This is a genomic window from Corynebacterium sp. (genome assembly GCF_012838985.1).
Lineage (GTDB): Bacteria > Actinomycetota > Actinomycetes > Mycobacteriales > Mycobacteriaceae > Corynebacterium.
This window is the reverse complement of record NZ_DUOE01000014.1, coordinates 1-25196: the sequence shown is the minus strand read 5'-3', so window position 1 is coordinate 25196 and position 25196 is coordinate 1. Positions and strand designations below refer to the sequence as shown.

The following is a 25196-nucleotide window of genomic DNA, read 5'->3' as shown; positions in this document are numbered from 1 at the left end:
GCAGGCGCTGCAGGCCTCCATCGAGCGGCTCACCGAGCTCATGACGGGGGCGGACTCTGTCGAGGATCTGCTCCGGGCGGAGGAGATGCTGACCAGCCGGCAGGCCGACCTGGACTCCCTCACCGGGCAGCTCGACTGGCTCGCCGACCAGGTCGCCCTGTCGACGCTTACCGTCACGTTCACCGTCGACGACGACGGCTACCGTCCGCCGAACGTCTTCGAGGAGGCGTGGGAGACGTTCCTGTACTCCCTGGAGTCGATCCTCATCGTGTTCATGGGTCTGCTCCCGTGGCTGGTGGTCATCGGCGCGGTCGTCGCCGCGGTCCTGGCGTTCGTGCGTCGTCGCCGGAAGCGCCGCCGGAAGACCACCCAGCCGGATGAGTAGCGGTCGTGTCCACCCCTCACCAGGCCCCGCGTACACTCGTGGCCATGGCATCTCCGATCATCGCTCCCAGCATTCTCGCGGCTGACTTCTCGAAGCTCGGCGAGGAGGTCCGCGCAGTCAGCAACGCGGACTGGATCCACGTCGACATCATGGACGGACACTTCGTCCCCAACCTGTCCTTTGGCCCCGACATCACGAAGACCGTCGACCAGATCACGGATCAGGTGCTCGACGTGCACCTCATGATCGAGAATCCGGAGGAGTGGGTCGACCGCTACATCGACGCCGGCGCCGACTGCGTCATCTTCCACGTCGAGGCCACCGACGACCATGTGGCCCTGGCCAGGCACATCCGCTCCAAGGGCGTGCGGGCGGGTTTCTCGCTCAAGCCGGGCACCCCGATCGAGCCCTACCTGGCGGACCTGCGCTTCTTCGACCTGGTGCTGGTCATGTCCGTGGAGCCGGGCTTCGGCGGCCAGTCCTTCATGCCGGACCAGCTGGAGAAGGTGCGCACGCTGCGCGAGGCGATCGACAACAACAGGCTGACCACCCTCATCGAGATCGACGGCGGCATCTCCGAGAAGACCATCGCGCAGGCCGCGGAGGCCGGTTGTGACGCCTTCGTCGCCGGTTCCGCCGTGTACGGCAAGGAGGACCCGGCGGAGGCCGTCGAGAACCTGCGTCGCCTGGCCACCATCTAGATGGAGGGCATCGGCAAGGCACTGGCCGCCGCGATCGCGCAGGGCGAGGAGGCCCGCGGCCACACCAGCCCCAACCCGCCGGTGGGGGCCGCGATCCTCGACCGCAACGGCGTCCTCGTGGGCACCGGCCGCACGCAGCCGGCAGGGGGACCGCACGCGGAGGTCATGGCCTTGCGTGAGGCGGGGGAGCGGGCGGAGGGCGGTACCGCCGTCGTCACCCTGGAGCCCTGCAACCACACCGGCCGCACCGGCCCCTGTTCACAGGCGCTTCTCGACGCCGGCGTGGACACCGTCCACTACTGCCAGCCGGACCCCAACCCACAGGCCACCGGCGGGGCACAGTTCCTGCGCGAGAACGGCGTCAACGCCGAGTGCCTCGACCGGGAGGTCGCGGCACTCCTGCCGTGGTTGACCGCGGTGCGCCGCAACCGTCCCTCGGTGACCCTCAAGTTCGCCCAGACCGTCGACGGCTTCACCGCCGCGCTGGACGGGTCGAGCCAGTGGATCACCGGCGAGGAGGCACGCGCCCACGTGCACCGGGACCGTGCGCAGCGGGACGCGATCATCATCGGCACCGGTACCGCCATCGCCGACAACCCCTCCCTCACCGCGCGGGAGCAGGGCCGTGAACTGCCGGTCCAGCCGCGGCGCGTGGTCATCGGCGGGCGTTCCCTCACCGGGCACGCCGCCAACCTGCACCGCCTCGGCTTCGAGCAGTACCGGGGAATTCCTGAGGCCCTGTGGCGGTTGTGGGACACAGGGGCACGCGACGTCCTCGTCGAGGGTGGCGCGCACCTGGCCTCCGGATTCGTGGAGGCCGGCCTGGTCGACCACATCCAGGCCTACGTCGCTCCGGCGCTGCTCGGCCAGGGCCGCAGCGTCCTCACGGAGGCGGTCGGGCTGAGCATCGACGATGCCCTCCGTTTCCGCACCCGCAACGTCGTCCAGCTGGGCGACGACGTGCTCATCGAGATGACCCGAAAGGACTGAGCAGTTGTTCACAGGACTGGTTGAGGAGATCGGCCGCGTCGACAAGCTGGAACCCCAGGAGGACGCCCTGCGTCTGACGATCGGTGCGAGCAAGGTGCTCACCGACGCCTCCTTCGGTGACTCCATCTCCGTCAACGGCGTGTGCCTGACGGTCGTGGAGCACAGCGACACGCAGTTCACCGCCGACGTCATGCAGGAGTCCCTCGACCGGACGGGCCTCGGCCAGCTGCAGGTCGGCTCGAAGGTGAACCTCGAGCGGGCGCTGGCCGCCGGAGCCCGCCTGGGCGGTCACATCATGCAGGGACACGTCGACGGCACCTCCCGCCTCCTGCACCGCACCTCCTCGGAGAACTGGGACGTGCTGCGTTTTTCACTGGACACCGACCTGACGCGTTATGTCGTGGAGAAGGGCTCCATCGCCGTCAACGGCACGAGCCTGACCGTCTCCGCGGTGGGGGAGGGCTGGTTCGAGGTCTCCCTCATCCCGACGACCCTCGCGGAGACCACCCACGGTGAGCTCGCCGAGGGGGACGTCGTCAACATCGAGGTCGACGTGCTGGCCAAGTACGTGGAGAAGATGCTGGGAGACAGGGTCAACGGTCAGGCCTCCCGCACGGAGGGCTAAGGTTGATCCCCGTGAGTGACGAAACCCTGGAGAAGACCGACAGCCTGCGCCTCGACACGGTCGAGCGCGCCATCGCCGACATTGCGGCAGGTAAGGCGGTCGTGGTCGTGGATGATGAGGACCGTGAGAACGAAGGTGACCTCATTTTCGCCGCGGAGCTGGCGACCCCCGAGCTCGTGGCCTTCATGGTCCGCTACAGCTCCGGCTACATCTGCACGGCCCTGACCAACGCCGACTGCGACCGCCTCGACCTGCCGCCGATGGTGGCGCAGAACCAGGACGCCCGCCACACCGCCTACACCGTCACCGTCGACGCCGCGACCGGCACCACCGGCATCTCCGCGACGTCCCGGGCGGAGACGATCCAGCGTCTCGCCGACCCGACGACCACCCGCCTCGACTTCACCCGCCCCGGCCACGTCGTGCCGCTGCGGGCCGTCGAGGGAGGCGTGCTCGCCCGTGACGGCCACACCGAGGCCGCCGTGGACCTGTCCGTCCTGGCGGGTCTGCGCCCGGCCGGCGTGCTGTGCGAGATCGTTTCCGAGGACGACCCGACCGACATGGCCCGCGGCCCGGAGCTGCGTCGTTTCTCCGATGAGCACGGCCTGGCGATGATCTCCATCGAGCAGCTCATCGAGTACCGTCGCCGCACCGAGTCGCAGGTCGAGCGACTGGTGGAGACCCGCATGCCGACCGAGTTCGGCGATTTCCAGATGTACGGCTACCGCCACCGCATCGACGGCACCGAGTTCGTCGCCCTCACCGTCGGTGATGTCGCCGGTGACGGTGACGTCCTCGTCCGTGTCCACTCCGAGTGCCTGACCGGCGATGTCTTCTCCTCCCGCCGGTGCGACTGCGGTCCGCAGCTGCACGAGTCGATGCGCATGGTGCAGGAGGCCGGCCGCGGCGTCATCATCTACCTGCGCGGCCATGAGGGACGCGGCATCGGACTCATGGCCAAGATGGAGGCCTACCGTCTCCAGGACCTGGGCCTCGACACCGTCGACGCCAACCTCGAGCAGGGGCTGCCCGCCGACGCCCGCGAGTACTCCGCCGCCGGCCAGATCCTCCGCGACCTGGGGGTGGGTTCCGTGTCGCTGCTGACCAACAACCCCACCAAGTGCGCCGCCCTCGAGGGCTTCGGCGTCGACATCAACGGCCGGACCTCCATCCCGGTGGAGCCGAACGCCGACAACATCCGCTATCTGCGCACCAAGCGCGACCGCATGGGTCATGACCTGCCCGCCGTCGCCGACTGGGACGCCGGACACCCCGACAACTAAGGAGCAACACACGTGAGCAAGGAAGGTCTCCCCGTCCTCGACGGCACCCTCGACGCCGCCGGCCTGCGGGTCGCCGTCGTCACCGCCCGCTGGAACACCGAGATCTGTGAGCAGATGCGCCGCAACGCGGTCGCGGCGGCGCGGGAGGCGGGCGTCGAGAAGCTCTCCGAGGCACATGTCATGGGTGCCCTCGAACTGCCCGTCGTCGTCCAGGAGTTCGCGCGCACGCACGACGCGGTCGTGGCCCTGGGCTGCGTCATCCGTGGCGGCACCCCGCACTTCGATTACGTGTGTGACTCCGTCACCGAGGGACTGACCCGCATCGCGCTGGACGAGTCCACCCCGATCGGCAACGGCGTGCTCACCACCAACGACGAACAGCAGGCCATCGACCGGGCCGGCTTCGCGGACTCCGTCGAGGACAAGGGAGCGGAGGCCATGATCGCGGCCCTCGACGCCGCCCTGACGCTGCGCCGCATCCGCGGGCAGGCTGGCCTTCCGGGGGACCGGGGTTAGACTGATGAGCGTGAGCAACACCGACAACACCCGCCGCCAGCTGAGCGACGAGGAACTCGCCTACTACGCCGCCCTCGACCCGCACGCCCAGACCACGACGAAGCCCTGGGAGTTCGAGGTCCGCTCGCCCTCCCTCAAGCGCCTGGCGTGGATCTGCATCGCGGTCGTCATGGCGGTGCACATCTTCATGGGCTACTTCCTCGACATCGAGTTCACCGGTGCGGGTATCTCGTTCATCGACAAGCTGGCCTTCCCGATGGTCGGCGTGGTCATCTCCGTGCTCGCGTACCTCGCGTTCACTCGCCCGCGGGTCCGCGCGAACGAGGACGGCGTGGAGATCCGCAACATCATCGGCACCCGCTTCTACCCGTGGGTCGTGGCCTACGGTCTGTTCTTCCCGCAGGGCTCCCGCATGGCGCGTCTGGAGCTGCCCGAGTTCGAGTACGTGCCCATGTGGGCGATGCAGGCCTCCGACGGCCCGGCGGTGGTCAAGGCGGTGTCCGAGTTCCGTGAGCTCGAGGCCAAGTACATGCCGCAGGACTAGCAGCTGATGGCTGATCCGAGCACCTGGCGCCCGGCCCCGGGGACTGTCCCCACGGAGCCGGGCGTCTACAAATTCCGGGACGAGCACCGGCGCGTCATCTACGTGGGTAAGGCGAACAGCCTGCGGGCACGTCTGGCGAACTACTTCCAGGACGTCACCACCCTCCACCCGCGCACCCGTCAGATGGTGCTCACCGCCGCGAGCGTCGAGTGGACCGTGGTGGCCTCCGAGGTGGAGGCGCTGCAGCTCGAGTACACGTGGATCAAGCGTTTCGACCCCCGCTTCAACGTCAAGTACCGCGACGACAAGACCTATCCGCTGCTGGCCGTGTCCACCGGGGAGACCATCCCGCGGGCCTTCTTCTACCGTGGTCCCCGCCGCCGGGGGGTGCGCTACTTCGGCCCCTACTCACACGCCTGGGCGGTGCGCGAGACCCTCGACCTGCTCACCCGTGTCTTCCCGGTGCGGACCTGCTCGAAGGGCGTCTACAACCGGCACCAGAGCCTGGGCCGTCCCTGCCTGCTCGGCTACATCGACAAGTGCTCCGCCCCGTGCGTCGGGCGCGTGACCCCGGAGGAGCACCGCGACATCGTCGACGGCTTCATCTCCTTCATGAACGGCCACACCGACCAGGTCGTCCGGCAGCTCACCCGGGAGATGGAGCAGGCCGCCGAGGAGCTCGAGTTCGAACGCGCGGCGCGGCTGCGCGATGACCTCGAGGCGATCAACAAGGTCATGGAGCAGCAGTCCGTCGTCCTCGGCGACGGCACCGACGCCGACCTCATCGCCGTCCACTCCGACGAGCTGGAGGCCGCCGTCCAGATCTTCCACGTCCGCGGCGGCCGCATCCGGGGCCAGCGCGGCTGGGTCGTCGAGCGTACCGAAGCTCCCCTCGGGGAGCTCATGCAGGACTTCCTCATCCAGTTCTACTCCGACGCCGTCGAACGCGCGCTTCTCGACGCCCGCGACGAGGCCGACCGGATCGAACGTCGGGGCGTCGACAAGTACTCCTCGCAGCCCCCGAAACCGGGGGCCGTGGTGCCGCGGGAGATCCTCGTGCAGCACCTGCCGGATGAGCCCGACGAGGTGGCGACGCTGCTCGGGGAGCTGCGCGGCGCGGCCGTCGATCTGCGCGTCCCCCAGCGTGGCGACAAACGGGCACTCATGGAGACCGTCGAGCGCAACGCCCGGGACGCCCTGCGCCAGCACAAGCTCAAGCGCGTCGGCGACCTCACGGCCCGCTCCGCCGCCCTGCAGGACATCCAGGACGTGCTCGGACTCGAAGAGGCCCCGCTGCGCATCGAGTGCACCGACATCTCCCACATCCAGGGCACCGACGTCGTCGCCTCCCTCGTCGTCTTCGAGGACGGGCTGCCGCGCAAGTCCGACTACCGCCGCTACCGGGTGAAGGAGGCCGCGGGCGGCGGACACTCCGATGACGTCGCGTCCATCGCGGAGATCACGCGCCGGCGTTTCCTGCGCCACAACCAGGACAGGCTCGCCGTCCCCGACGAGGAGGCCGAGGCCCAGACCTTCGCCGACGAACAGGTCGAGGAGATGAGCACCGACGTCCGCCGTTTCGCCTACCCGCCGAACCTGTTCATCGTCGACGGCGGCCTCCCGCAGGTCAACGCCGCGCAGAAGGTCTTCGACGAGCTCGGCATCGTCGACGTCACCCTCATCGGCCTGGCCAAGCGCCTCGAGGAGATCTGGGTGCCCGGTGAGTCCGACCCGCTCATCCTGCCGCGCAACTCCCAGGGCCTGTTCCTGCTCCAGCAGATCCGTGACGAGGCCCACCGCTTCGCCATCACCTACCACCGCCAGCAGCGCTCGAAGCGGATGCGTGTCTCCGAGCTCGACGGCGTCCCCGGCCTCGGCGCCACCCGCCGGACGGAGCTGGTCAAGCACTTCGGATCGGTGAAGAAGCTGCGGGAGGCGACCGAGGCGGAGATCGCGGAGGTACGGGGATTCGGGCCGAAACTCGCGGCGGCGGTGTTCGCTCACCTGCACCCCGCGGGGGAGGAGGGCCCGCGATAAGATGGCCGCATGACGTCCTCTCCTGATGCGCCCGCCCGCTTCTCGACGCCCCCCGTCCTCATCACCGGCATGTCCGGCGGAGGCCTCAGTTCCGCGGCGAAGGTCCTCGAGGACAAGGGCTTCTTCGTCGTCCAGAACCTGCCCCGCGAGCTGATCGCCCCCTCCCTGGAGGCGGGTTTGGAGCAGAATCCCCGGGTGGAGAAGATCGCCTTCCTCACCGACGTCCGCAGCCGGGTCTTCGGCGGCAGCCTCCGCACGGTGATCAAGGACCTCACGGAGCGGGGCATGCGCCCCACCATTCTCTTCATGGACGCCCGCGACGACGTGCTCATCCGCCGTTTCGACAGCGTGCGCCGCACCCACCCGCTGCAGGGCGAGGACACGCTCCAGGCGGGCATCGACCGGGAGCGTGAGCTGACGACCCCGATCAAGGAGCTCGCGGACATCGTCATCGACGCCTCGGACATGTCCGTCCACGACCTGCGGCGCGCCATCGAGGCATCCTTCGGCACTATGGCGCACAACCGCCAGCACGTGACCATCGAGTCCTTCGGCTTCAAGCACGGCGCCCCGCGCGACGCCGACCTCATGGTCGACGTCCGCTTCCTGCCCAACCCCTTCTGGATCCCCGAGCTGCGCGGCTACCGCGGCACCGACGCCCCGGTGAGCGACTACGTGCTCAGCCAGGAGGGGGCGGGGGAGTTCCTCGACCGCTTCGTCGACATGTTCCGTTCGATGCTCGCCGGCTACCGCCACGAGGGCAAGAACTTCATCACCGTCGCCGTCGGCTGCACCGGCGGCCACCACCGTTCCGTCGCCGTCTCGGAGGAGCTGCGCCGCCGCCTGTCCGAACTTCCGGAGCTCGACGTCAACGTCTTCCACCGCGACATCGCCCGCGACTGACCCGACCCAGGAGCACCACATGCACATCACCTCACTGGGGGGCGGGCACGGCCTGTTCCAGACCCTGGTCGCCGCACGTCTGAGTGAACCCGAGTCGATCACGGCCGTCGTCACGGTCGCCGACGACGGCGGCTCCTCGGGGCGCCTACGCCGCGAGATGGACATCATCCCGCCCGGCGACCTCCGGATGGCCCTGGCTGCCCTGGCCAGCGACGACGCGGATTCGAGTCTGTGGACCCGGGCCCTCCAGCACCGCTTCGGCGGGACCGGGGCTCTGGCCGGGCACGCGGTGGGTAATCTCCTCATCGCCGGTCTCGCCGAGGTCCTGGGCAGTGAGCAGGCCGCCCTGGACAAGGTCGGCGAACTGACCCGCTCCCACGGCCGCGTGCTGCCCGTGTGCAACCAGCCCCTCGAGATCGAGGCGGAGGTCGCGGGACTCGACGAGGATCCCCGCGTCATCCGCCCCGTGCGGGGGCAGGTCGCCGTGGCGACGACCCCGGGTACCGTGCGGAGGGTCCGCCTCATCCCCGAGCACCCGGAGCCGAGTCCCCTGGCCGTCGAGGCGATCCGTGACGCCAGCCTGGTCACCCTGGGCCCCGGCTCCTGGTTCTCCTCGGTCATCCCGCACCTGCTGGTGCCCGGCATCGTCGACGCGCTCAACGAGACGGAGGCACTCAAGGTCGTCGTGCTCAACCTCTCGGCGGAGCCGGGGGAGACCCAGGGCTTCTCCTCCGAGCGGCACATCCACATGCTCAGCCAGCACGCCCCGATGCTGCGGATCGACCGGGTGCTCGTCGACAGTGAGGCCATCCCCACCGGTGCCGAACGGGCCTACCTCGCCCGGGCGGCCGCGGTCCTGGGGGCGGAGGTCGTCTTCGAGGATCTCGGCACCGTCGACACCGACGGACGGCGCCTGAACATCCACGATCCGGTCAAGCTCTCCCGCGCCTTCGCCTCCCTGTTCACGGACTCCCGCGACTGACTCCCGCCGAGGGGACGCAGACCCGGCCGAGGCCGTTGTCTACACTGGACCGGACCATCAGGGCCGGACAAGAGAAAGGCAGTCGAGGCTGTGGCATTGACAGCAAGGGTCAAGGACGAACTCGCACGGGTGGCGGTTCCGCGTCAGTCGGCGCGCGCTGCGGAGGCGGCGGCACTCCTGCGATTCGCGGGCCAGATGCAGATCATCGCCGGCAGTCTCGTGATGGAGGCGGAGTTCGACTCCGCCGACGTCGCCCGCCGGCTGGCGGACTCCCTCACCGAGCTCTACGGCGTGGAGGTGCATGAACACCGCATCAGCGCCGGGGGAGCGGCGAAGAACGCCCGTCACCTGCTGCGCATCACCGAGGGCACCGAGGACCTCGTGCGCCGTCTCGGACTGATCACCCGTTCCGGGCACGCCGTGGTCGGCCTGCCGCCGCAGGTGATCAGTGGCACCGTCGCCGACAACGAGGCCGCGTGGCGGGGTGCGTTCCTCGCGCAGGGCTCCCTCACGGAGCCGGGCCGTTCCTCCGCGCTGGAGGTCACGTGCCCCTGCCAGGAGGCCGCCCTCGCGCTCGTCGGTGCGGCCCGCCGCCTGGGTATCACCGCGAAGACCCGGGAGACCCGCGGGACGGACCGCGTCATCATCCGTGACGGCGACGCGATCGGGGCGCTGCTCACCCGCATGGGGGCGCAGCAGATCCGCCTGGAGTGGGAGGACAAGCGGCTGCGCCGCGAGGTCCGCTCCACCGCGAACCGCCTGGCCAATTTCGACGACGCGAACCTGCGGCGATCCGCCCGGGCCGCCGTGGCGGCTGCCGCTCGCGTGGAGCGGGCGATGCATATCCTCGGGGATGACGTCCCGGAGCATCTCGCCGAGGCGGGGCAGCTGCGTGTCCAGCACCGGCAGGCCTCGCTGGAGGAGCTGGGCCGTCTCGCCGATCCGCAGATGACCAAGGACGCGGTCGCCGGCCGTATCCGCCGTCTGCTGTCCATGGCGGACAAGCGGGCCGAGGAACTGGGCGTCCCGGACACCAATGAGGCGGTCACCGAGGATCTTCTCGACGGCGCCTAGACGGGCATCCGACCGGGGGAGGGCCTCCGGAGTGTTCCATTCGGGGGTGAATCGGGCATGTGTGACCGATATCTTTCGGCTGCCTGCAGCGCCTCGTCCGCTGCGCTGCAGGCGGATACTCCCCGTTGACAACGACTTTCGGGAAGTAGTGGAGGGCCCGATGTGAGCCCGGACATAATCGGAAACACCCGGATGTCCGAAAATGTCTGAATCATCGCTGCGGAGCGGGGTGAGTGTCGCTAAACTGTGCCTTGATGGGCCGTGAACGACAGTCAATACGACGGACAGTGCGGTCACATCCGGACACGTGTACTCAAACCCGAGGAGAAAATTGTGACCATCCGCGTTGGCATCAACGGCTTCGGCCGTATCGGCCGTAACTTCTACCGCGCAGTCCTGGAGCGCAGCGAGGCCATCGAGATCGTCGCCGTCAACGACCTCACCGACAACAAGACGCTGTCGACCCTCCTGAAGTACGACTCCATCCTCGGCAAGCTGCCGGGCGAGGTGTCGTTCGACGACGACTCCATCACCTACGACGGCAAGACCATCGCGGTCTCCGCCGAGCGCGACCCGAAGAACCTGGACTGGGCCGCCCACAACGTGGACATCGTCATCGAGTCCACCGGCTTCTTCACCGACGCCGAGGCAGCCAAGGCCCACATCGAGGCCGGCGCCAAGAAGGTCATCATCTCCGCCCCGGCGAAGAACGAGGACGCCACCTTCGTCTACGGCGTCAACCACCAGGACTACGACCCGGAGAACCACAACGTCATCTCCGCCGCATCCTGCACCACCAACTGCCTGGCCCCGATGGCCAAGGTCCTCAACGACAAGCTCGGCATCGAGCGCGGCCTGATGACCACCATCCACGCCTACACCGGTGACCAGCGTCTGCACGACGCCCCGCACAAGGACCTGCGTCGCGCCCGCGCCGCCGCCGTCAACATCGTGCCCACCTCCACCGGTGCCGCCAAGGCCGTCTCGCTGGTCCTGCCGGAGCTGAAGGGCAAGCTGGACGGCTACGCACTGCGCGTCCCGACCATCACCGGCTCCGCCACCGACCTCACCTTCACCGCCTCCCGCGAGACCTCCGTCGAGGAGGTCAACGCCTTCATCAAGGAGGCCGCGCAGGGCGAGTTCGGTGAGACCCTGGCCTACACCGAGGATCCGATCGTCTCCACCGACATCATCACCGATCCGCACGGCTCCATCTTCGACGCCGGCCTGACCAAGGTCATCGGTGACCAGGTCAAGGTCGTCTCCTGGTACGACAACGAGTGGGGCTACACCTGCCAGCTCCTGCGTCTGACCGAGCTGGTCGCCTCCAAGCTCTAGGACAGCGACCCCGCACCCTCCCGGCCTCCGGCTGAGACCGGGGGAGTGCGCCCCTGCGGCCCGGGGTGTGCCTCGGCACACGTCGGGCCTCTGGGCTATCCACACCCTCATCAGCCGCCTCTTTTTCATCTGAAGACAAAGTCAAGGAGACAGCCATGACCGTGAAGACTCTGCAGGACCTGCTCGACGAGGGCGTCGACGGCCGCCACATCCTCGTCCGCTCCGACTTCAACGTCCCGCTCAACGACGCCGGTGAGATCACCGACGCGGGCCGCATCACCGCCTCCCTGCCCACCCTGCAGGCACTCGTCGAGGGTGGCGCCAAGGTCATCGTCATGGCCCACCTCGGCCGTCCGAAGGGCGAGCCCAACCCGAAGTTCTCCCTGGCCCCGGTCGCCGAGGCCCTCTCCGAGGCTCTCGGCCAGTACGTCGCCCTCGCCGGCGACGTCACCGGTGAGGACGCCCACGAGCGTGCCAACGGCCTGACCGAGGGCGACGTCCTCCTGCTGGAGAACGTGCGTTTCGACGCCCGCGAGACCTCCAAGGACGAGGCCGAGCGCGGTGCCTTCGCCGACGAGCTCGCCGCCCTGGCCGCCGACAACGGTGCCTTCGTCTCCGACGGCTTCGGTGTCGTCCACCGTGCGCAGGCCTCCGTCTACGACGTCGCCAAGCGTCTCCCGGCCTACGCCGGCAACCTGGTGGAGAAGGAGATCTCCGTCCTGGAGAAGACCGCCACCAACCCGGAGTCCCCCTACGTCGTCGTCCTCGGCGGCTCCAAGGTCTCCGACAAGCTGGGCGTCATCGAGGCTCTCGCCGGCAAGGCCGACAAGATCATCATCGGCGGCGGCATGTGCTACACGTTCCTCAAGGCACAGGGCTACGACACCCAGAAGTCCCTGCTGCAGGACGAGATGATCGACACCTGCAAGGACCTCCTCGAGCGCTTCGGCGACAAGATCGTCCTCCCGGTCGACCTCGTGGCCGCCGCCGAGTTCTCCGCCGACTCCGAGCACAAGGTCGTCGAGCTCGACGGCATCCCGGAGGGCTGGCTGTCCCCGGACATCGGCCCGGAGTCCGTCAAGAAGTTCGCCGACGTCCTCGCCTCCTCCAAGACCGTCTTCTGGAACGGCCCGATGGGCGTGTTCGAGATGGCCCCGTTCTCCAAGGGCACCGAGGGTGTCGCGCAGGCCATCATCGACGCCACCGCGAACAACGGCTCCTTCTCCGTCGTCGGTGGCGGCGACTCCGCAGCCTCCGTCCGCGTGCTCGGCCTGAACGAGGACGGCTTCTCCCACATCTCCACCGGTGGCGGTGCCTCCCTCGAGTTCCTCGAGGGCAAGGAGCTCCCGGGCGTCTCCGTCCTGGACCGCTGAGTACCCACCACCCTGTCTGAAAGGAGTGCCTCACCCATGGCACGCACCCCCCTCATCGCCGGTAACTGGAAGATGAACCTGGACCACCACCAGGCCATCGCCACCGTGCAGAAGCTCGACTTCGCCCTGCCGAAGGAGTACTACGAGAAGGTCGACGTCGCCGTCACCGTCCCGTTCACCGACCTGCGCTCCGTGCAGACCCTCGTCGACGGGGACAAGCTGAAGATCACCTACGGTGCCCAGGACGTCTCCCGGCACGAGTCCGGTGCCTACACCGGTGAGGTCTCCGCCCAGATGCTGGCCAAGCTCGGCTGCACCTGGGTCGTCGTCGGCCACTCCGAGCGCCGCGAGTACCACAACGAGTCCGACGAGCTGGTCGCCGCGAAGGCCGCCGCCGCCCTCAAGCACGGCATGAGCCCGATCGTGTGCGTCGGTGAGCCGCTGGAGATCCGCGAGGCGGGCACCCACGTCGAGTACGTCGTGAAGCAGACCCGTGACTCCCTGGCCGGCCTGTCCGCCGAGGATCTGGGCAACACCGTCATCGCCTACGAGCCCGTCTGGGCCATCGGCACCGGCAAGGTCGCCTCCGCGGCCGACGCCCAGGAGGTCTGCGCGGCGATCCGCGGTCTCGTCCGTGAGCTGGCCGGCGATGAGGTCGCCGACGGCATCCGTATCCTCTACGGCGGTTCCGTCAAGACCGACTCGGTCGCCGAGATCGTCGGTCAGCCCGACGTCGACGGTGGTCTCGTCGGTGGCGCCTCGCTCGACGGCGAGGAGTTCGCCAAGCTGGCTGCCGCCGCGGCGTCCGTCGTCTAGCAGCCCCTGACCCACCGGCCCCCTGCACCCGTGCACGGGGCCGGTGTCATGTCAGGGGTGGGCGCGCTTCCGGCCCCGGAATGTAAATGTGGTACACATCACCAATGTCGCACGGCGGGCCGCCAAATACGCCATGATGGTGAGGCGAACCTCATATCACCACCCCGCCTTCTTCGAGCACGCACAGGGAGACACTCCATGACCGTCCGTGACCATCTGCAGGAAGACATCCGCTACCTCGGCCGCATCCTCGGCCAGGTGATCGCGGAACAGGAGGGCGAGGAGGTGTTCAACCTCGTCGAGCACGCCCGTCAGCAGGCCTTCCAGGTGGCCAAGGGCAACGCCTCGCTGGAGGTCCTCGTCGACCTGTTCCGCAACATCGAGCCGGAACGCGCGACCCCGGTGATCCGGGCGTTCAGCCACTTCGCCCTCATGGCCAACCTCGCGGAGGACATCCACGACGACTTCCACCGGGAGCGCATCCTCGACGAGGGTGGCGCCCCCGACTCCACCCTCCACGCCACGTGGGAGAAGTTCACGGAGGCCGACGTCCGCGCGGCGGACATCGAGAAGTCCCTGTCCGCCGGCCTGGTGGCGCCGGTGCTCACGGCCCACCCGACGGAGACCCGCCGCCGCACCGTCTTCGACGCGCAGAAGCACATCACCGAGCTCATGCTGCAGCGTCACGCCGTCGAGGAGGCGGAGCCGAACGCCCGCACCGAGGCCCGCCTCGCGGACATCGAGCGCAACATCCGCCGCCGGATGACCATCCTGTGGCAGACCGCGCTCATCCGCCAGGCCCGCCCCCGCATCGAGGATGAGATCGAGGTCGGCCTGCGCTACTACACGCTCTCCCTGCTCAGGGAGATCCCGGCCCTCAACCGGCATGTCGTGGACACCCTGACCGATCGTTTCGGGGCCGACCTGCGGGGCAGCGCCGGCCAGGCGATCGTCCGCCCGGGCTCCTGGATCGGCGGCGACCACGACGGCAACCCCTTCGTCACCGCGCACACCCTGGACTACGCTTCCCGACGCGCCTCCCAGACCGTCCTCAAGTACTACGCCCAGCAGCTCCACGCCCTCGAGAGCGAGCTGAGCCTCTCCGACCGGATGACGTCGGTCACCGTGGAGCTCGTCGCCCTCGCCGGCAGGGGCCACAACGACGTCCCCTCGCGCGTCGACGAGCCCTACCGCCGCGCCGTCCACGGGGTCCGCGGCCGCATCCTCGCCACCACGGCGGCCCTCATCGGCGAGGACGCCGTCGAGGGTGTCTGGCACCGTGAGCACGAGCCCTACGGCTCCCCGGAGGAGTTCGAGGCGGACCTCACCACCATCGACGCCTCACTGCGTGCCTCCCACGACGAGATCATCGCCGACGACCGTCTCAGCACCATCCGGGCGGCCGTCGCCTCCTTCGGTTTCCACCTGTACTCGATCGACCTGCGGCAGAACTCCGAGTCCTTCGAGAACGTGCTCACCGAGGTCTTCGCCACCGCGCACGTCCACCCCAATTACGACGCGCTGCGGGAGGAGGAGAAGATCGAGCTGCTCACCCGCGAGCTGCAGACCCCGCGGCCCCTCGTGCCGCGCGGCTACCGGGGCTTCTCCGAGCCGACGCAGCGCGAGCTGGACCTCATCTCGCAGGCCGCCGACTCCGTGGCCCGTTTCGGTGAGCAGATGATCCCGCACCAGATCATCTCCATGGCGCAGTCGGTCAGCGACATCCTCGAGCCGATGGTCCTGCTCAAGGAGGTCGGCCTCATCCAGGCCAACGGCCAGGGCCCGACCGGCAGCATCGACATCGTCCCCCTCTTCGAGACGATCGACGATCTCCAGGCCGGCGCCGGCATCCTCCGTCAGCTGTGGGATCTGCCGATCTACCGGTCCTACCTCGCCCAGCGCGGCAACATCCAGGAGGTCATGCTCGGGTACTCGGACTCCAACAAGGACGGCGGCTACTTCGCCGCCAATTGGGCGCTTTACGACGCCGAGACCGACCTGGTCAAGGTCGGCCGCGAGTACGGCGTGCGCCTGCGTCTCTTCCACGGCCGGGGCGGCACCGTCGGCCGTGGCGGTGGTCCCTCCTATGACGCGCTCCTGGCGCAGCCGCAGGGCGCGGTCGACGGGTCCGTGCGCATCACCGAGCAGGGCGAGATCATCTCCGCGAAGTACGGCTCCCCGCGGGCGGCCCGCCGCAACCTGGAGGCCCTGGTCTCCGCGACGCTCGAGGCCAGCCTGCTCACCGTCGACGACCTGGAGGACCGCGCCCGCGCCACGCAGATCATGAGCGAGCTGGCGGCGATCTCCCGCCGCAAGTACTCGGAGCTCGTCCACGAGGACCCGGGCTTCATCCCGTACTTCACCCAGTCCACCCCGCTCGACGAGATCGGATCCCTCAACATCGGCTCCCGCCCGACCGCCCGCAAGCAGACCAAGGGCGTCGACGATCTCCGCGCCATCCCGTGGGTGCTCGCCTGGTCCCAGTCGCGTGTCCTGCTGCCGGGCTGGTTCGGCGTGGGCACCGCCCTGCAGGAGTGGATCGGGGAGGGGGAGGACCGGGAGGAGCGCATCGCCGAGCTGCGTGACCTCTACCAGTCCTGGCCCTTCTTCACCTCGATCATGTCGAACATGGCGCAGGTGATGGCGAAGGCAGGCATGGACCTCGCGGAGCTCTACGCCCGGCTCATCGACGACCGGGAGGTCGCCGAGCGTGTCCACGGCGTCATCACGCAGGAGTTCGAGCTCACCCGCGAGATGTTCAGCACCGTCACCGGCAGCGCCGAGCTGCTCGCCGATAACCCGGCGCTGGCGCGGTCGGTGCGCAGGCGCTTCCCGTACCTGCTGCCGCTGAACATCATCCAGCTGGAACTGCTGCGCCGTCACCGTGCCGGCGACGCCCGACGGGCCGTGTCCCGCGGCATCCAGCTGACGATGAACGGACTCGCCACCGCACTGCGCAACTCCGGCTAGGCCTGGTGTAGACTGAGCCGGAGTTTCCCGCCCCATTCCCGCAAAGGACCTTCATGACCCTCGCACTCCAGATCATCCTCGTGCTCACCGCCGTGCTCATGACGGTGTTCGTTCTGCTGCACAAGGGTAAGGGCGGCGGCCTGTCGAGCCTCTTCGGCGGCGGCGTGCAGTCGAACCTCTCCGGTTCGACGGTCGTCGAGAAGAACCTCGACCGCTACACCATCCTCATGGCCGTCATCTGGATCGCCTGCATCGTGGCACTCAACCTCATCCAGGCCTTCGGCGGCTAGGCTCCGCCGCTCATCGACGCCCCTTCGGGGGCGTCGTCGCGTTTTATGGGCGGGCATGGACATGGTGCGTTCCCTGTCCACGCTCACCGGTGATCTTGTCGACGATTGGCTGTCGACGGCGCAGGCCCGCGCCGATGTGGCGGCTGGTGCCCGACCGGCGGCACCAGCGGGTGATCAGAGAGCTGTAGCAGCGTCGTCGGTGAGGTAGAGGACGGTGTCCTCGGTGCCCTCGGCGCCGGCGGCGGGCCAGTCCTCCGGGTTGGCGCGTGCCACGATCTGCGCGGCGGCCTCGGCCTTGTTCTCCCCGGAGACCAGCAGCCACACCTGCTCCGCACGGCGCACGGCCGGGAGGGTGAGGGTGACGCGGTCGGCGGGCGGCTTGGGGGAGTCGGTCACGGCGATGACGAGGCGCTCTGACTCACGCACGGCGTCGGTGTGGGGGAACAGGGAGTTGATGTGCCCCTCGTGGCCCATGCCGAGCAGGTGGATGTCGAAGCCCTCCGGTGCGACCTCGGTGATCCTCGCCTCGTAGTCGCGGGCCTGCTGCTCCATGTCCCCGCCGTCGACGCCGAATCCGTGGATGTTGGCCTCGGGGATGTCGACGTGGCTGAGCAGGGCGTCGCGGGCCTGGCCCTCGTTGGACTCCGGGTCGCTGACCGGCACGTTGCGCTCATCGCCGAAGAAGACGTGGACGCGGGACCAGTCGATGCGGGAGTCGGCGTCCTCGAGTTCACGGACGCGCTCCAGCAGGCCGATGCCGGCACCCCCGCCGGTGAGCACCAGGCGGGCCACACCGTCGGCGTGGACACCGCCCCCGGTGGCCTGGAGGGCGGCGACGACGTCGATGAGCGACGTGGCGGCCTGGTCGAGCAGGGTGGACAGGGTGTCAGGACGACGGAGAGTGACCATTGATTCCTTTCACGCGGGTGAGTCCGCGCAGAGCGTTGGCGTAGGCGAGATCGGGGTCGAGGTGTCGGAGCTCCTCGGAGAGGCAGTCGGCGTCGGAACGCTCGTTCATCGCGACGAGCGACTCCGGGCGGCCGGGCAGACCGACGCACACGGTGCGGTGGTCGAGGACCTCGATACGGACCGGGCCGGAGGCCCGTTCGAAGGTGAGACGACGGATGGGGAACAGGCGGGCGTCGTCACCCGGTGCACACACCTCACGGGAGACCGGGACGCCGAGGCGGTCGGCGAGCCAGCCGGCGGCGATGTCGATCTGCGGCTCATTCGCCGGTCCCGTGAGCACGGCGGCCTCCACGTCCTCGTGCGGGTGACGGTCCAGGGAGGAGGCGACGATCCCGCGCCAGGCGGTGATCTTCGACCACACCATGTCCGAGTCGCCGGGGGCGTAGGAGGCACGCATCCGCCCGAGGATCGCGTCACTGTCCGGGTGGTCCGCGTTGGTGATGCGGCGCTGCGCCAGACGGCCCAGCGGATGCTCGGACGGGTTGGCGGGGGCGGTGGTCGGCCACCACGCCACGACCGGGGTGTCCGGCAGCAGCAGGGGGGTGACCACCGCGGCGAGGTGGTTGACCATCTCACCGGTGATGCGCATGATGACCATCTCCGAGGCGCCGGCGTGGCCGCCGACGCGCACCTCGGCGTCGAGACGCGAATCGGCGTCCTCCCGGCCGGTGAGCAGCACCAGCACACGGGCGGGGTGCTCGTGGGAGGCGTCGCGGGTGACGGAGATGATGTGGTCGACGTCGTCGTCGAGGGCGGCGATGACGATGAGGGTGAGCACACGCCCGGTGGTCTGGGAGTTGTTCTCCCGCGCCTCGAGGAGGCTGGCGGCGATGTTCCGGGTGTCGGTGTCCGGCAGTTCGATCTTCACGTCTGATCCCTTCCAGGTTAGGGGCGGCGCCAGGCGCGGCCGGTGCGTTCGAGCATGCGGTCGGCGGAGGCGGGGCCCCAGGTGCCGGACTCGTACTCCTCGGGCTGCCCCTTCTCCGCCCAGAACTCGAGGATCGGGTCGAGGATCGCCCAGGACAGCTCCACCTCCTCGTTGGTGGGGAAGAGCGAGGACTCGTCGAGAAGCGCGTCGAGGATGAGTCGCTCATAGGCCTCGGGGGACGCCTCGGTGAAGGCCTCCGCGTAGGAGAAGTCCATGTTGACGTCGCGGACCTCCATGGCGGAGCCGGGGACCTTGGAACCGAAGCGCATGAGCACACCCTCGTCGGGCTGGACGCGGATGACGATCGCGTTCTGCCCCAGCGAGGAGGTCTGCCCCTCGAGGAAGGGCTGGTGCGGCGCCTCCTTGAACACGAGGGCGATCTCCGTGACGCGGCGGCCCAGGCGCTTGCCGGTGCGCAGGTAGAAGGGCACGCCCGCCCAGCGGCGGGAGTTGATCTCCAGGGTGCACGCGGCGTAGGTCTCGGTGGTGGACTCCGGGTCGAAGCCCTCCTCCTCGCGCAGACCCCGCACCTTGTGCGAGCCCTGCCAGCCGGCCGCGTACTGGCCGCGGGCGGTCGTCTTGTTCAGGGGGTGGACAGGGTTGGTCGCGCGCAGGACCTTGACCTTCTCGGCCTGCAGCTCGGCCGGGTCGAAGGCGATGGGCTCCTCCATGGCCACCAGGGCCAGGAGCTGGAGGAGGTGATTCTGCATGACGTCCCGGGCGGCGCCGATGCCGTCGTAGTAGCCGGCGCGACCACCCAGGCCGATGTCCTCGGCCATGGTGATCTGCACATGGTCGACGTAGTGCGCGTTCCAGATCGGGTCGAAGAGCTGGTTGGCGAAGCGCAGCGCCAGGATGTTCTGCACCGTCTCCTTGCCCAGGTAGTGGTCGATGCGGAACACCGAGTCCTCCGGGAAGACGGCGTTGACCACCCGGTTGAGCTCGCGCGCGCTCTCCTGGTCGTGCCCGAAGGGCTTCTCGATGACCACGCGGCGCCACGCCTCCGGCGCCGACTCCGCCAGGCCGGAACGCTCTAGCTGGTGGCAGACGGCGGTGAAGAAGTCCGGGGGGACCGACAGGTAGAAGGCCCAGTTGCCCGCCGTGCCGCGGGTGGTGTCCATCTCGGCGAGGGTGGTCGCGAGACGGTCGAAACCCTCGTCGTCGAAGTTACCCTCGACGAAGTGCATGCCCTCGGCCAGACGCTCCCACACGTGTTCGCGGAACTCGGTGCGGGCGCCGGTCTCGACGGCCTCCCGCACGTACTCCTCGAACTCGGGTTTGCTCCAGGAGCGTCGGCCGAAACCGATGAGGGTGAAACCGGCCGGCAGGAGTCCGCGGTTGGCCAGGTCATAGATGGCCGGGAGGAGCTTCTTGCGGGCCAGGTCACCGGTCACACCGAAGATCACCATGCCGGAGGGTCCGGCGATGCGGGGCAGCCGCTTGTCGGCGGTGTTCCGCAGCGGGTTGATCCAGGCGTCGGTGCCGTTCACGGGCAGAGGCATGCGCTTGGTCCTTTCCTGTCGGGGGAGGGGACTGCTAGCGCAGTCGGGCTTCCATGGAGTCCAGCAGCTCGGTCCAGGAGGCGACGAACTTCTCGACGCCCTCCCGCTCCAGCACCGCGAACACGTCCTCCATGTCGATGCCGACGGCCACCAGCTGCTCGAACACGGCCTGCGCCTCCTCGGCGGTGCCGCTCAGGGTGTCGCCGTGGAGGCCACCCTGCTCGAGCACGGCGTCGATGGTCGGCTCCGGCATGGTGTTGACGGTCTCCGGGCCGGCCAGCTCGGTGACGTAGAGGGTCGCCGGGTAGTCCGGGTTCTTCACACCGGTGGAGGCCCACAGGGGACGCTGCACGTTGGCGCCCTCCGGCAGGTCCTTGCGGCCGATCTCCTGGAACACGGCGTAGGCGCGCTGAGCATTGGCCACACCGGCCTTGCCGCGCAGGGCGAGCGCCTCCTCGGTGCCGATCTCCTCGAGGCGGCGGTCGACCTCGACGTCGAGACGCGAGACGAAGAAGGACGCGACCGAGTGGATCTGCGACACGTCGAGACCGTTCTCGGCGGCCTTCTGCACACCCTCGCGGTACGCGGCGATGACCTCGCGGTAGCGCGCGACCGAGAAGATGAGGGTGACGTTGACGGAGATGCCCTCCGCCAGGGCGTCGGTGATCGCCGGGATGGACTCCGGGGTGGCCGGGATCTTGATCATCACGTTCGGGCGGTCGACCTTGTTCCACAGCTCGCGGGCCTGCGCGATGGTGGCGTCGTGGTCGGCGGAGATACGCGGGTCCACCTCGATGGACACGCGGCCGTCCTGCCCGCCGGTGCGCTCGTACACGGGCAGGAGGATGTCGCAGGCGTCACGGACGTCGTCGACGGACATGGCGTAGACGGCCTCGTCCACGGCGGCGCCGGACTCCTTGAGCTCCGCGATCTGGGCGTCGTAGGAGTCGCCCTTGGTCATGGCGGCAGCGAAGATCGCCGGGTTGGTGGTGACGCCGACGATGGACTTCGACTCGATCAGCTCGGCCAGGTTGCCGGAGGTGATGCGGTCACGGGACAGGTCGTCGAGCCAGGTGGAGGTACCCAGCGCGGCGAGCTCGTCGATGTGGGTCATGGGTGGGTCCTTTACTTGCTGGCGGTGATGGACTCGTGGGCGGCTGCGACGACGGCGTCGGCGGTGATGCCGAACTCCTCGAAGAGCTTCTCGAACGGTGCGGAGGCACCGAAGTGCTCCAGGGACACGTTGCGGCCGGTGGTGCCGGTGAAACGGTGCCACGGCATGGCGATGCCGGCCTCCACGGAGACGCGCGCGGTGACGGCGGCCGGCAGGACCGACTCGATGTACGCGGCGTCCTGCTCGAGGAACCACTCCATGCACGGCATGGAGACGACGCGGGCGGCCACACCCTCGGACTCGAGGGTCTGCGCGGCCTCGACGGCCAGCTGGACCTCGGAACCGGTGGCCAGGAGGATGACGTCCGGGGTCTCCTTGGAGCCCTCGACCAGGACGTAGGCGCCGCGGCGCACACCCTCGGCGGCCTTCTCCTTCGTGCCCTCGAGCACCGGGATGTTCTGGCGGGTCAGGGCCAGGCCCTTCGGGGACTCCTTGTACTCGAGAGCCGCGGCCCAGGCCTGGGTGGTCTCGTTGGCGTCGGCCGGACGCAGGATGGACAGGCCCGGGATGGCGCGCAGTGCGGCCAGGGTCTCCACCGGCTGGTGGGTCGGGCCGTCCTCGCCGAGGCCGATGGAGTCGTGGGTCCACACGTAGTACACGTCGGACTCCATGAGTGAGCCGAGGCGCACGGACGGACGCATGTAGTCGGAGAAGATGAGGAACGTGCCGCCGTAGGGGCGGGTCGGGCCGTGGAGGGCGATGCCGTTGAGGATCGCACCCATGGCGTGCTCACGGATACCGAAGTGCAGGTTGCGGCCGTAGGGCTCAGCGGACCAGGTGTCGGTGGAGATCTTCTTCGGGCCGAAGGACGGGGAGCCCTTGATGACGGTGTTGTTGGAGCCGGCGAGGTCGGCGGAACCGCCCCACAGCTCCGGCATGGCGGCACCGAGGGTCTGCAGGGCAGCCTCGGAGGCCTTACGGGTGGCGACGGACTCGCCGGCCTCCCAGGTCGGCATGGACTCGGCCAGGCCCTCCGGCAGCTGGCGGGCGACGACACGGTCGAACAGGGCCTTGTTCTCCGGGTTGGCCTCGGCCCAGGCGTCGAACTTCTTCTGCCACGCGGCGTGCTTCTCGGCGCCCCGCTCCCGCAGCTGGCGGGTGTGGGCGAGGACCTCGTCGTCAATGTGGAAGTGGACCTCGGGGTCGAAGCCGAGGATCTCCTTGGTGGCGGCGACCTCGTCGGCGCCCAGGGCGGAGCCGTGGGAGGCGCCGGTGTTCTGGGCGTTGGGGGCCGGGTGGGCGATGACGGTGCGCACACGGATGAAGGTCGGGCGGGTGGTCTCGGCCTTGGCGGCGACGACGGCGGCCTCGATGGCGGCGACGTCCTCACCACCCTCGATCTCGATGGTCTGCCAGCCGTAGGACTCGTAACGGGCGACGACGTCCTCGGTGAAGGCGATCTGGGTGTCGTCCTCGATGGAGATGCGGTTGTCGTCCCAGAAGACGATGAGGTTGCCCAGCTCCTGGGTGCCGGCCAGGGAGCAGGCCTCGGCGGTGACGCCCTCCTGCAGGTCGCCGTCGGAGGCGATGACGTAGATGAAGTGGTCGAAGGGGGACTCGCCGGCCGGGGTCTCCGGGTCGAAGAGGCCACGCTCACGACGGGCGGCCATGGCCATGCCCACCGCGGAGGCCAGACCCTGGCCCAGCGGGCCGGTGGTGATCTCGACGCCGCGGGTGTGGCCGACCTCCGGGTGGCCCGGGGTCAGGGAGTCCCAGGTGCGCAGGGCCTTGAGGTCGTCCATCTCGAGGCCGAAGCCGCCGAGGTAGAGCTGGATGTACTGGGTGAGGGAGGTGTGGCCGCAGGAGAGCACGAAGCGGTCGCGACCGACCCAGTCGGTGTCGTTGGGGTCATGGTCCAGGACGCGCTGGTACAGGGTGTACGCGAGCGGTGCCAGGGACATGGCCGTGCCCGGGTGCCCGGAGCCACAGTTCTGCACCGCGTCAGCGGCCAGGATGCGGACCGTGTCCACGGCGCGGGTGTCGGTCTCGGTCCAGTCGGCGGGGTAGCGGCGCTCGGTCAGGGCCTGCAGTTCGGGCGACAGGGTCACGATGGATCCTCACTTCAAGTTGATCGTCAAGGAGTTCAGGTGGGCCGTGACCCGGTGCCGGGGCGGAGGCGCATGCGTCCGTTCCCGGCACCGGGGGTCCACGTCACCTCACCACCTTAGTGACTTGTTTGGCGATCATGGTCCGCGGCCCACGCAACTGTGCTGAAATAGATGGTTTGGGGCGGGGGATTGTCCCGCGCACCGGTACGGGCGCTAGTATGACGGGGCTGGATTCTATATGCACCGGGACGTCGTCCGGAACCTGCCGGGAACTTTTCGACGGTCCTGTCCGACCGGTACTGGTAGACGCGACAACAAGTGCGCGTGACCGGTTACATTTCCTGACCTGCCGTTGGAGGAACCTTCTCTTGGAGACAATCAAGGCCTATATTGCGCTCACGAAGCCGAGGGTCATTGAGCTGCTCCTCGTAGCCACTATTCCTGCGATGCTGCAGGCGGAACGCGGCGAGAACAACATCATCCTCATCCTGCTGACCGTCATCGGCGGCTGGATGGGTGCCGCAGCGGCCAACACCTTCAACATGGTGGCCGACTCGGACATCGACCAGAAGATGGGACGCACCCGCGCCCGCCCCCTGGTCCGCCACACCGTGACGAACAGGAAGGCCACCATCTTCGCGTGGTCCCTGCTCATCATCTCCGTGCTGTGGCTGGGCCTGCTGACCAAGTCCTGGCTGGCGGCCTTCTTCATCATCCTGACCAACTGGTTCTACATCTACGTGTACACCAAGTGGCTCAAGCGCCGGACCTGGCAGAACATCATCTGGGGCGGCGCCGCCGGCTGTATGCCGGTGCTCGTCGGCTGGGCCGTCATCACCGACAACATGCCCGAGGGCATCCCCGCCCAGTGGTGGCAGGCCATCGTCCTGTTCATGATCATCTTCTTCTGGACCCCGCCCCACACCTGGGCCCTGGCCATGAAGTACCGCGCCGACTACGAGAAGGCCGGCGTGCCGATGCTCCCCGTCGTGCGCAAGCCCGTCCAGGTCACCCGCCAGATCGTCTGGTACACCGTCGCCACCGTCGTCACGACGCTGCTGCTGGTGCCGGCCGCCTCCTGGATCTACCTCGCCGGTTCCCTCATCGGTGGCCTGTACTTCCTCATCATGGCGATCGTCCTGCACAACGGCGTCAAGGCCGGCAAGGATGTCAAGCCGCTGAAGCTGTTCATCCTGTCGAACAACTACCTGGCGCTCGTCTTCGTCGCCCTCTCCGTGGACGCGGTCCTCGGCTGGGAGACGATCGGCTCCATGCTCGGCTGGACGACCACATTCTTCTAGCCCCGTCAACTGGTCGAACGACCGGAACGCCGGTTTCTGTGGATGACTCCTGGTTGTCCACAGGCCGGCGTTTCTGCTTCTCGACGTCCCCGTGACCCCCGTCTATCGTCCGGGGCATGCACCTGCTCACCGCGTTCGAGGCCCTGCGCGCCATCCCTGTCCTGGAGGCCCTGACCACCGGCACAGTGGATGTGGCAGCGCTGTCCGCGCTGGGCTTCAAAGACGCCGGAGCATGGGAGAAACTCGCCGGCGTCTACTTCGGCCCGACCCGTCACCGGAAGCTGCAGACCGCCGCGCGGGCGGCGGCCGGGGATCTCTCCCTGGATGCGCTGCGCGTCATCGAGAAGCACACCCGCAAGTTGTTGAAGGGCGCGGCGGTGTCCCAGTGGGAGTTGCGTGTTGAGTTGTGTGCTCTGCGTGGCACCGTCGCTGAGATCGACCGGGCAG

Annotated in this window: 22 protein-coding genes and 1 pseudogene; 18 read left to right on the top strand and 5 right to left on the bottom strand. The window is 68.7% G+C overall.

Going from position 1 to position 25196, the window contains the following annotated elements; genetic code table 11:
- The 16 genes from GXZ33_RS00750 to secG all read left to right on the top strand — a co-directional run.
- The coding region (locus GXZ33_RS00750) for a DUF4349 domain-containing protein (RefSeq protein ID WP_291338956.1) at positions 1–385 on the top strand (385 nt) is incomplete at its 5' end.
- Positions 386–423: 38 nt separating this feature from the next.
- Complete coding sequence (gene rpe, locus GXZ33_RS00745; RefSeq protein ID WP_291338958.1) at positions 424–1086, top strand: ribulose-phosphate 3-epimerase; 663 nt, start codon at positions 424–426, stop codon at positions 1084–1086.
- Positions 1087–2076 (top strand): bifunctional diaminohydroxyphosphoribosylaminopyrimidine deaminase/5-amino-6-(5-phosphoribosylamino)uracil reductase RibD, encoded by a 990-nt coding sequence (gene ribD, locus GXZ33_RS00740; protein WP_291338955.1) that lies wholly within the window; start codon positions 1087–1089, stop codon positions 2074–2076.
- 4 nt (positions 2077–2080) lie between these two features.
- The gene (locus tag GXZ33_RS00735; protein ID WP_291338954.1) at positions 2081–2701 is read left to right on the top strand and encodes a riboflavin synthase; all 621 of its coding nucleotides are present in this window, start codon (positions 2081–2083) and stop codon (positions 2699–2701) included.
- A 26-nt stretch (positions 2702–2727) separates the two neighbouring features.
- The gene (locus GXZ33_RS00730; RefSeq protein ID WP_291338957.1) at positions 2728–3984 is read left to right on the top strand and encodes a bifunctional 3,4-dihydroxy-2-butanone-4-phosphate synthase/GTP cyclohydrolase II; all 1257 of its coding nucleotides are present in this window, start codon (positions 2728–2730) and stop codon (positions 3982–3984) included.
- A 12-nt stretch (positions 3985–3996) separates the two neighbouring features.
- Entirely contained in the window at positions 3997–4500 is a 504-nt protein-coding gene (gene ribH, locus GXZ33_RS00725) for a 6,7-dimethyl-8-ribityllumazine synthase (RefSeq protein WP_291338953.1), read from the top strand.
- A 4-nt stretch (positions 4501–4504) separates the two neighbouring features.
- Complete coding sequence (locus GXZ33_RS00720) at positions 4505–5044, top strand: PH domain-containing protein (protein WP_291338952.1); 540 nt, start codon at positions 4505–4507, stop codon at positions 5042–5044.
- 6 nt (positions 5045–5050) lie between these two features.
- A complete protein-coding gene (uvrC, locus tag GXZ33_RS00715; protein WP_291338951.1) occupies positions 5051–7081 on the top strand; it encodes an excinuclease ABC subunit UvrC in 2031 nt (676 codons plus the stop codon).
- Positions 7082–7090: 9 nt separating this feature from the next.
- Positions 7091–7984 carry an RNase adapter RapZ gene (gene rapZ, locus GXZ33_RS00710; RefSeq protein ID WP_291338950.1) on the top strand — a complete coding sequence of 298 codons (894 nt, stop codon included), beginning with the start codon at positions 7091–7093 and terminating at the stop codon, positions 7982–7984.
- Positions 7985–8003: 19 nt separating this feature from the next.
- Positions 8004–8966 carry a uridine diphosphate-N-acetylglucosamine-binding protein YvcK gene (gene yvcK / locus GXZ33_RS00705; protein ID WP_291338949.1) on the top strand — a complete coding sequence of 321 codons (963 nt, stop codon included), beginning with the start codon at positions 8004–8006 and terminating at the stop codon, positions 8964–8966.
- Between the two features lie 96 nt (positions 8967–9062).
- Entirely contained in the window at positions 9063–10040 is a 978-nt protein-coding gene (whiA, locus tag GXZ33_RS00700; RefSeq protein ID WP_291338948.1) for a DNA-binding protein WhiA, read from the top strand.
- Positions 10041–10373: 333 nt separating this feature from the next.
- A complete protein-coding gene (gap, locus tag GXZ33_RS00695) occupies positions 10374–11378 on the top strand; it encodes a type I glyceraldehyde-3-phosphate dehydrogenase (RefSeq protein ID WP_291338947.1) in 1005 nt (334 codons plus the stop codon).
- A 155-nt stretch (positions 11379–11533) separates the two neighbouring features.
- Positions 11534–12751, top strand: a complete 1218-nt coding sequence (gene pgk, locus GXZ33_RS00690; protein ID WP_291338946.1) for a phosphoglycerate kinase — start codon at positions 11534–11536, stop codon at positions 12749–12751.
- Between the two features lie 36 nt (positions 12752–12787).
- The gene (gene tpiA, locus GXZ33_RS00685; protein ID WP_291338945.1) at positions 12788–13567 is read left to right on the top strand and encodes a triose-phosphate isomerase; all 780 of its coding nucleotides are present in this window, start codon (positions 12788–12790) and stop codon (positions 13565–13567) included.
- Positions 13568–13765: 198 nt separating this feature from the next.
- Positions 13766–16537 carry a phosphoenolpyruvate carboxylase gene (gene ppc / locus GXZ33_RS00680; RefSeq protein ID WP_291338944.1) on the top strand — a complete coding sequence of 924 codons (2772 nt, stop codon included), beginning with the start codon at positions 13766–13768 and terminating at the stop codon, positions 16535–16537.
- A 53-nt stretch (positions 16538–16590) separates the two neighbouring features.
- Positions 16591–16827, top strand: a complete 237-nt coding sequence (gene secG, locus GXZ33_RS00675) for a preprotein translocase subunit SecG (protein ID WP_291338943.1) — start codon at positions 16591–16593, stop codon at positions 16825–16827.
- Positions 16828–17001: 174 nt separating this feature from the next.
- Here the strand turns inward: secG and pgl are convergent, their stop codons facing one another.
- From pgl to tkt, 5 genes are read right to left on the bottom strand one after another with little or no spacing between them, the layout of a single operon-like run.
- Positions 17002–17736, bottom strand: coding sequence for a 6-phosphogluconolactonase (gene pgl, locus GXZ33_RS00670; RefSeq protein ID WP_291338942.1), 735 nt, complete (start codon positions 17734–17736; stop codon positions 17002–17004).
- Positions 17714–18664 (bottom strand): glucose-6-phosphate dehydrogenase assembly protein OpcA, encoded by a 951-nt coding sequence (locus GXZ33_RS00665; protein WP_291338941.1) that lies wholly within the window; start codon positions 18662–18664, stop codon positions 17714–17716. The genes pgl and GXZ33_RS00665 overlap by 23 nt, the downstream gene beginning before the upstream one ends.
- A gap of 17 nt (positions 18665–18681) precedes the next feature.
- Entirely contained in the window at positions 18682–20226 is a 1545-nt protein-coding gene (gene zwf / locus GXZ33_RS00660; RefSeq protein ID WP_291338940.1) for a glucose-6-phosphate dehydrogenase, read from the bottom strand.
- A 34-nt stretch (positions 20227–20260) separates the two neighbouring features.
- Positions 20261–21340 carry a transaldolase gene (gene tal, locus GXZ33_RS00655; protein ID WP_291338939.1) on the bottom strand — a complete coding sequence of 360 codons (1080 nt, stop codon included), beginning with the start codon at positions 21338–21340 and terminating at the stop codon, positions 20261–20263.
- An 11-nt stretch (positions 21341–21351) separates the two neighbouring features.
- Positions 21352–23448, bottom strand: coding sequence for a transketolase (tkt, locus tag GXZ33_RS00650; RefSeq protein WP_291338938.1), 2097 nt, complete (start codon positions 23446–23448; stop codon positions 21352–21354).
- A 368-nt stretch (positions 23449–23816) separates the two neighbouring features.
- Between tkt and GXZ33_RS00645 the strand changes: the two genes are divergently transcribed.
- Together GXZ33_RS00645 and GXZ33_RS00640 are read left to right on the top strand one after the other, a co-directional pair.
- Positions 23817–24749, top strand: a complete 933-nt coding sequence (locus tag GXZ33_RS00645; RefSeq protein WP_291338937.1) for a heme o synthase — start codon at positions 23817–23819, stop codon at positions 24747–24749.
- 116 nt (positions 24750–24865) lie between these two features.
- Positions 24866–25196, top strand: a pseudogene (locus tag GXZ33_RS00640) (hypothetical protein); the annotation flags it as partial.

What these genes read in the sequence shown, in the direction of transcription:
- ribD (WP_291338955.1), top strand. Translation starts at nt 1,087, where the DNA reads ATGGAGGGCATCGGCAAGGCACTGGCCGCCGCGATCGCGCAGGGCGAG.
- GXZ33_RS00720 (WP_291338952.1), top strand. Translation starts at nt 4,505, where the DNA reads ATGAGCGTGAGCAACACCGACAACACCCGCCGCCAGCTGAGCGACGAG.
- uvrC (WP_291338951.1), top strand. Translation starts at nt 5,051, where the DNA reads ATGGCTGATCCGAGCACCTGGCGCCCGGCCCCGGGGACTGTCCCCACG.
- rapZ (WP_291338950.1), top strand. Translation starts at nt 7,091, where the DNA reads ATGACGTCCTCTCCTGATGCGCCCGCCCGCTTCTCGACGCCCCCCGTC.
- yvcK (WP_291338949.1), top strand. Translation starts at nt 8,004, where the DNA reads ATGCACATCACCTCACTGGGGGGCGGGCACGGCCTGTTCCAGACCCTG.
- pgk (WP_291338946.1), top strand. Translation starts at nt 11,534, where the DNA reads ATGACCGTGAAGACTCTGCAGGACCTGCTCGACGAGGGCGTCGACGGC.
- tpiA (WP_291338945.1), top strand. Translation starts at nt 12,788, where the DNA reads ATGGCACGCACCCCCCTCATCGCCGGTAACTGGAAGATGAACCTGGAC.
- ppc (WP_291338944.1), top strand. Translation starts at nt 13,766, where the DNA reads ATGACCGTCCGTGACCATCTGCAGGAAGACATCCGCTACCTCGGCCGC.
- secG (WP_291338943.1), top strand. Translation starts at nt 16,591, where the DNA reads ATGACCCTCGCACTCCAGATCATCCTCGTGCTCACCGCCGTGCTCATG.
- pgl (WP_291338942.1), bottom strand. Translation starts at nt 17,736, where the DNA reads ATGGTCACTCTCCGTCGTCCTGACACCCTGTCCACCCTGCTCGACCAG.
- zwf (WP_291338940.1), bottom strand. Translation starts at nt 20,226, where the DNA reads ATGCCTCTGCCCGTGAACGGCACCGACGCCTGGATCAACCCGCTGCGG.
- tal (WP_291338939.1), bottom strand. Translation starts at nt 21,340, where the DNA reads ATGACCCACATCGACGAGCTCGCCGCGCTGGGTACCTCCACCTGGCTC.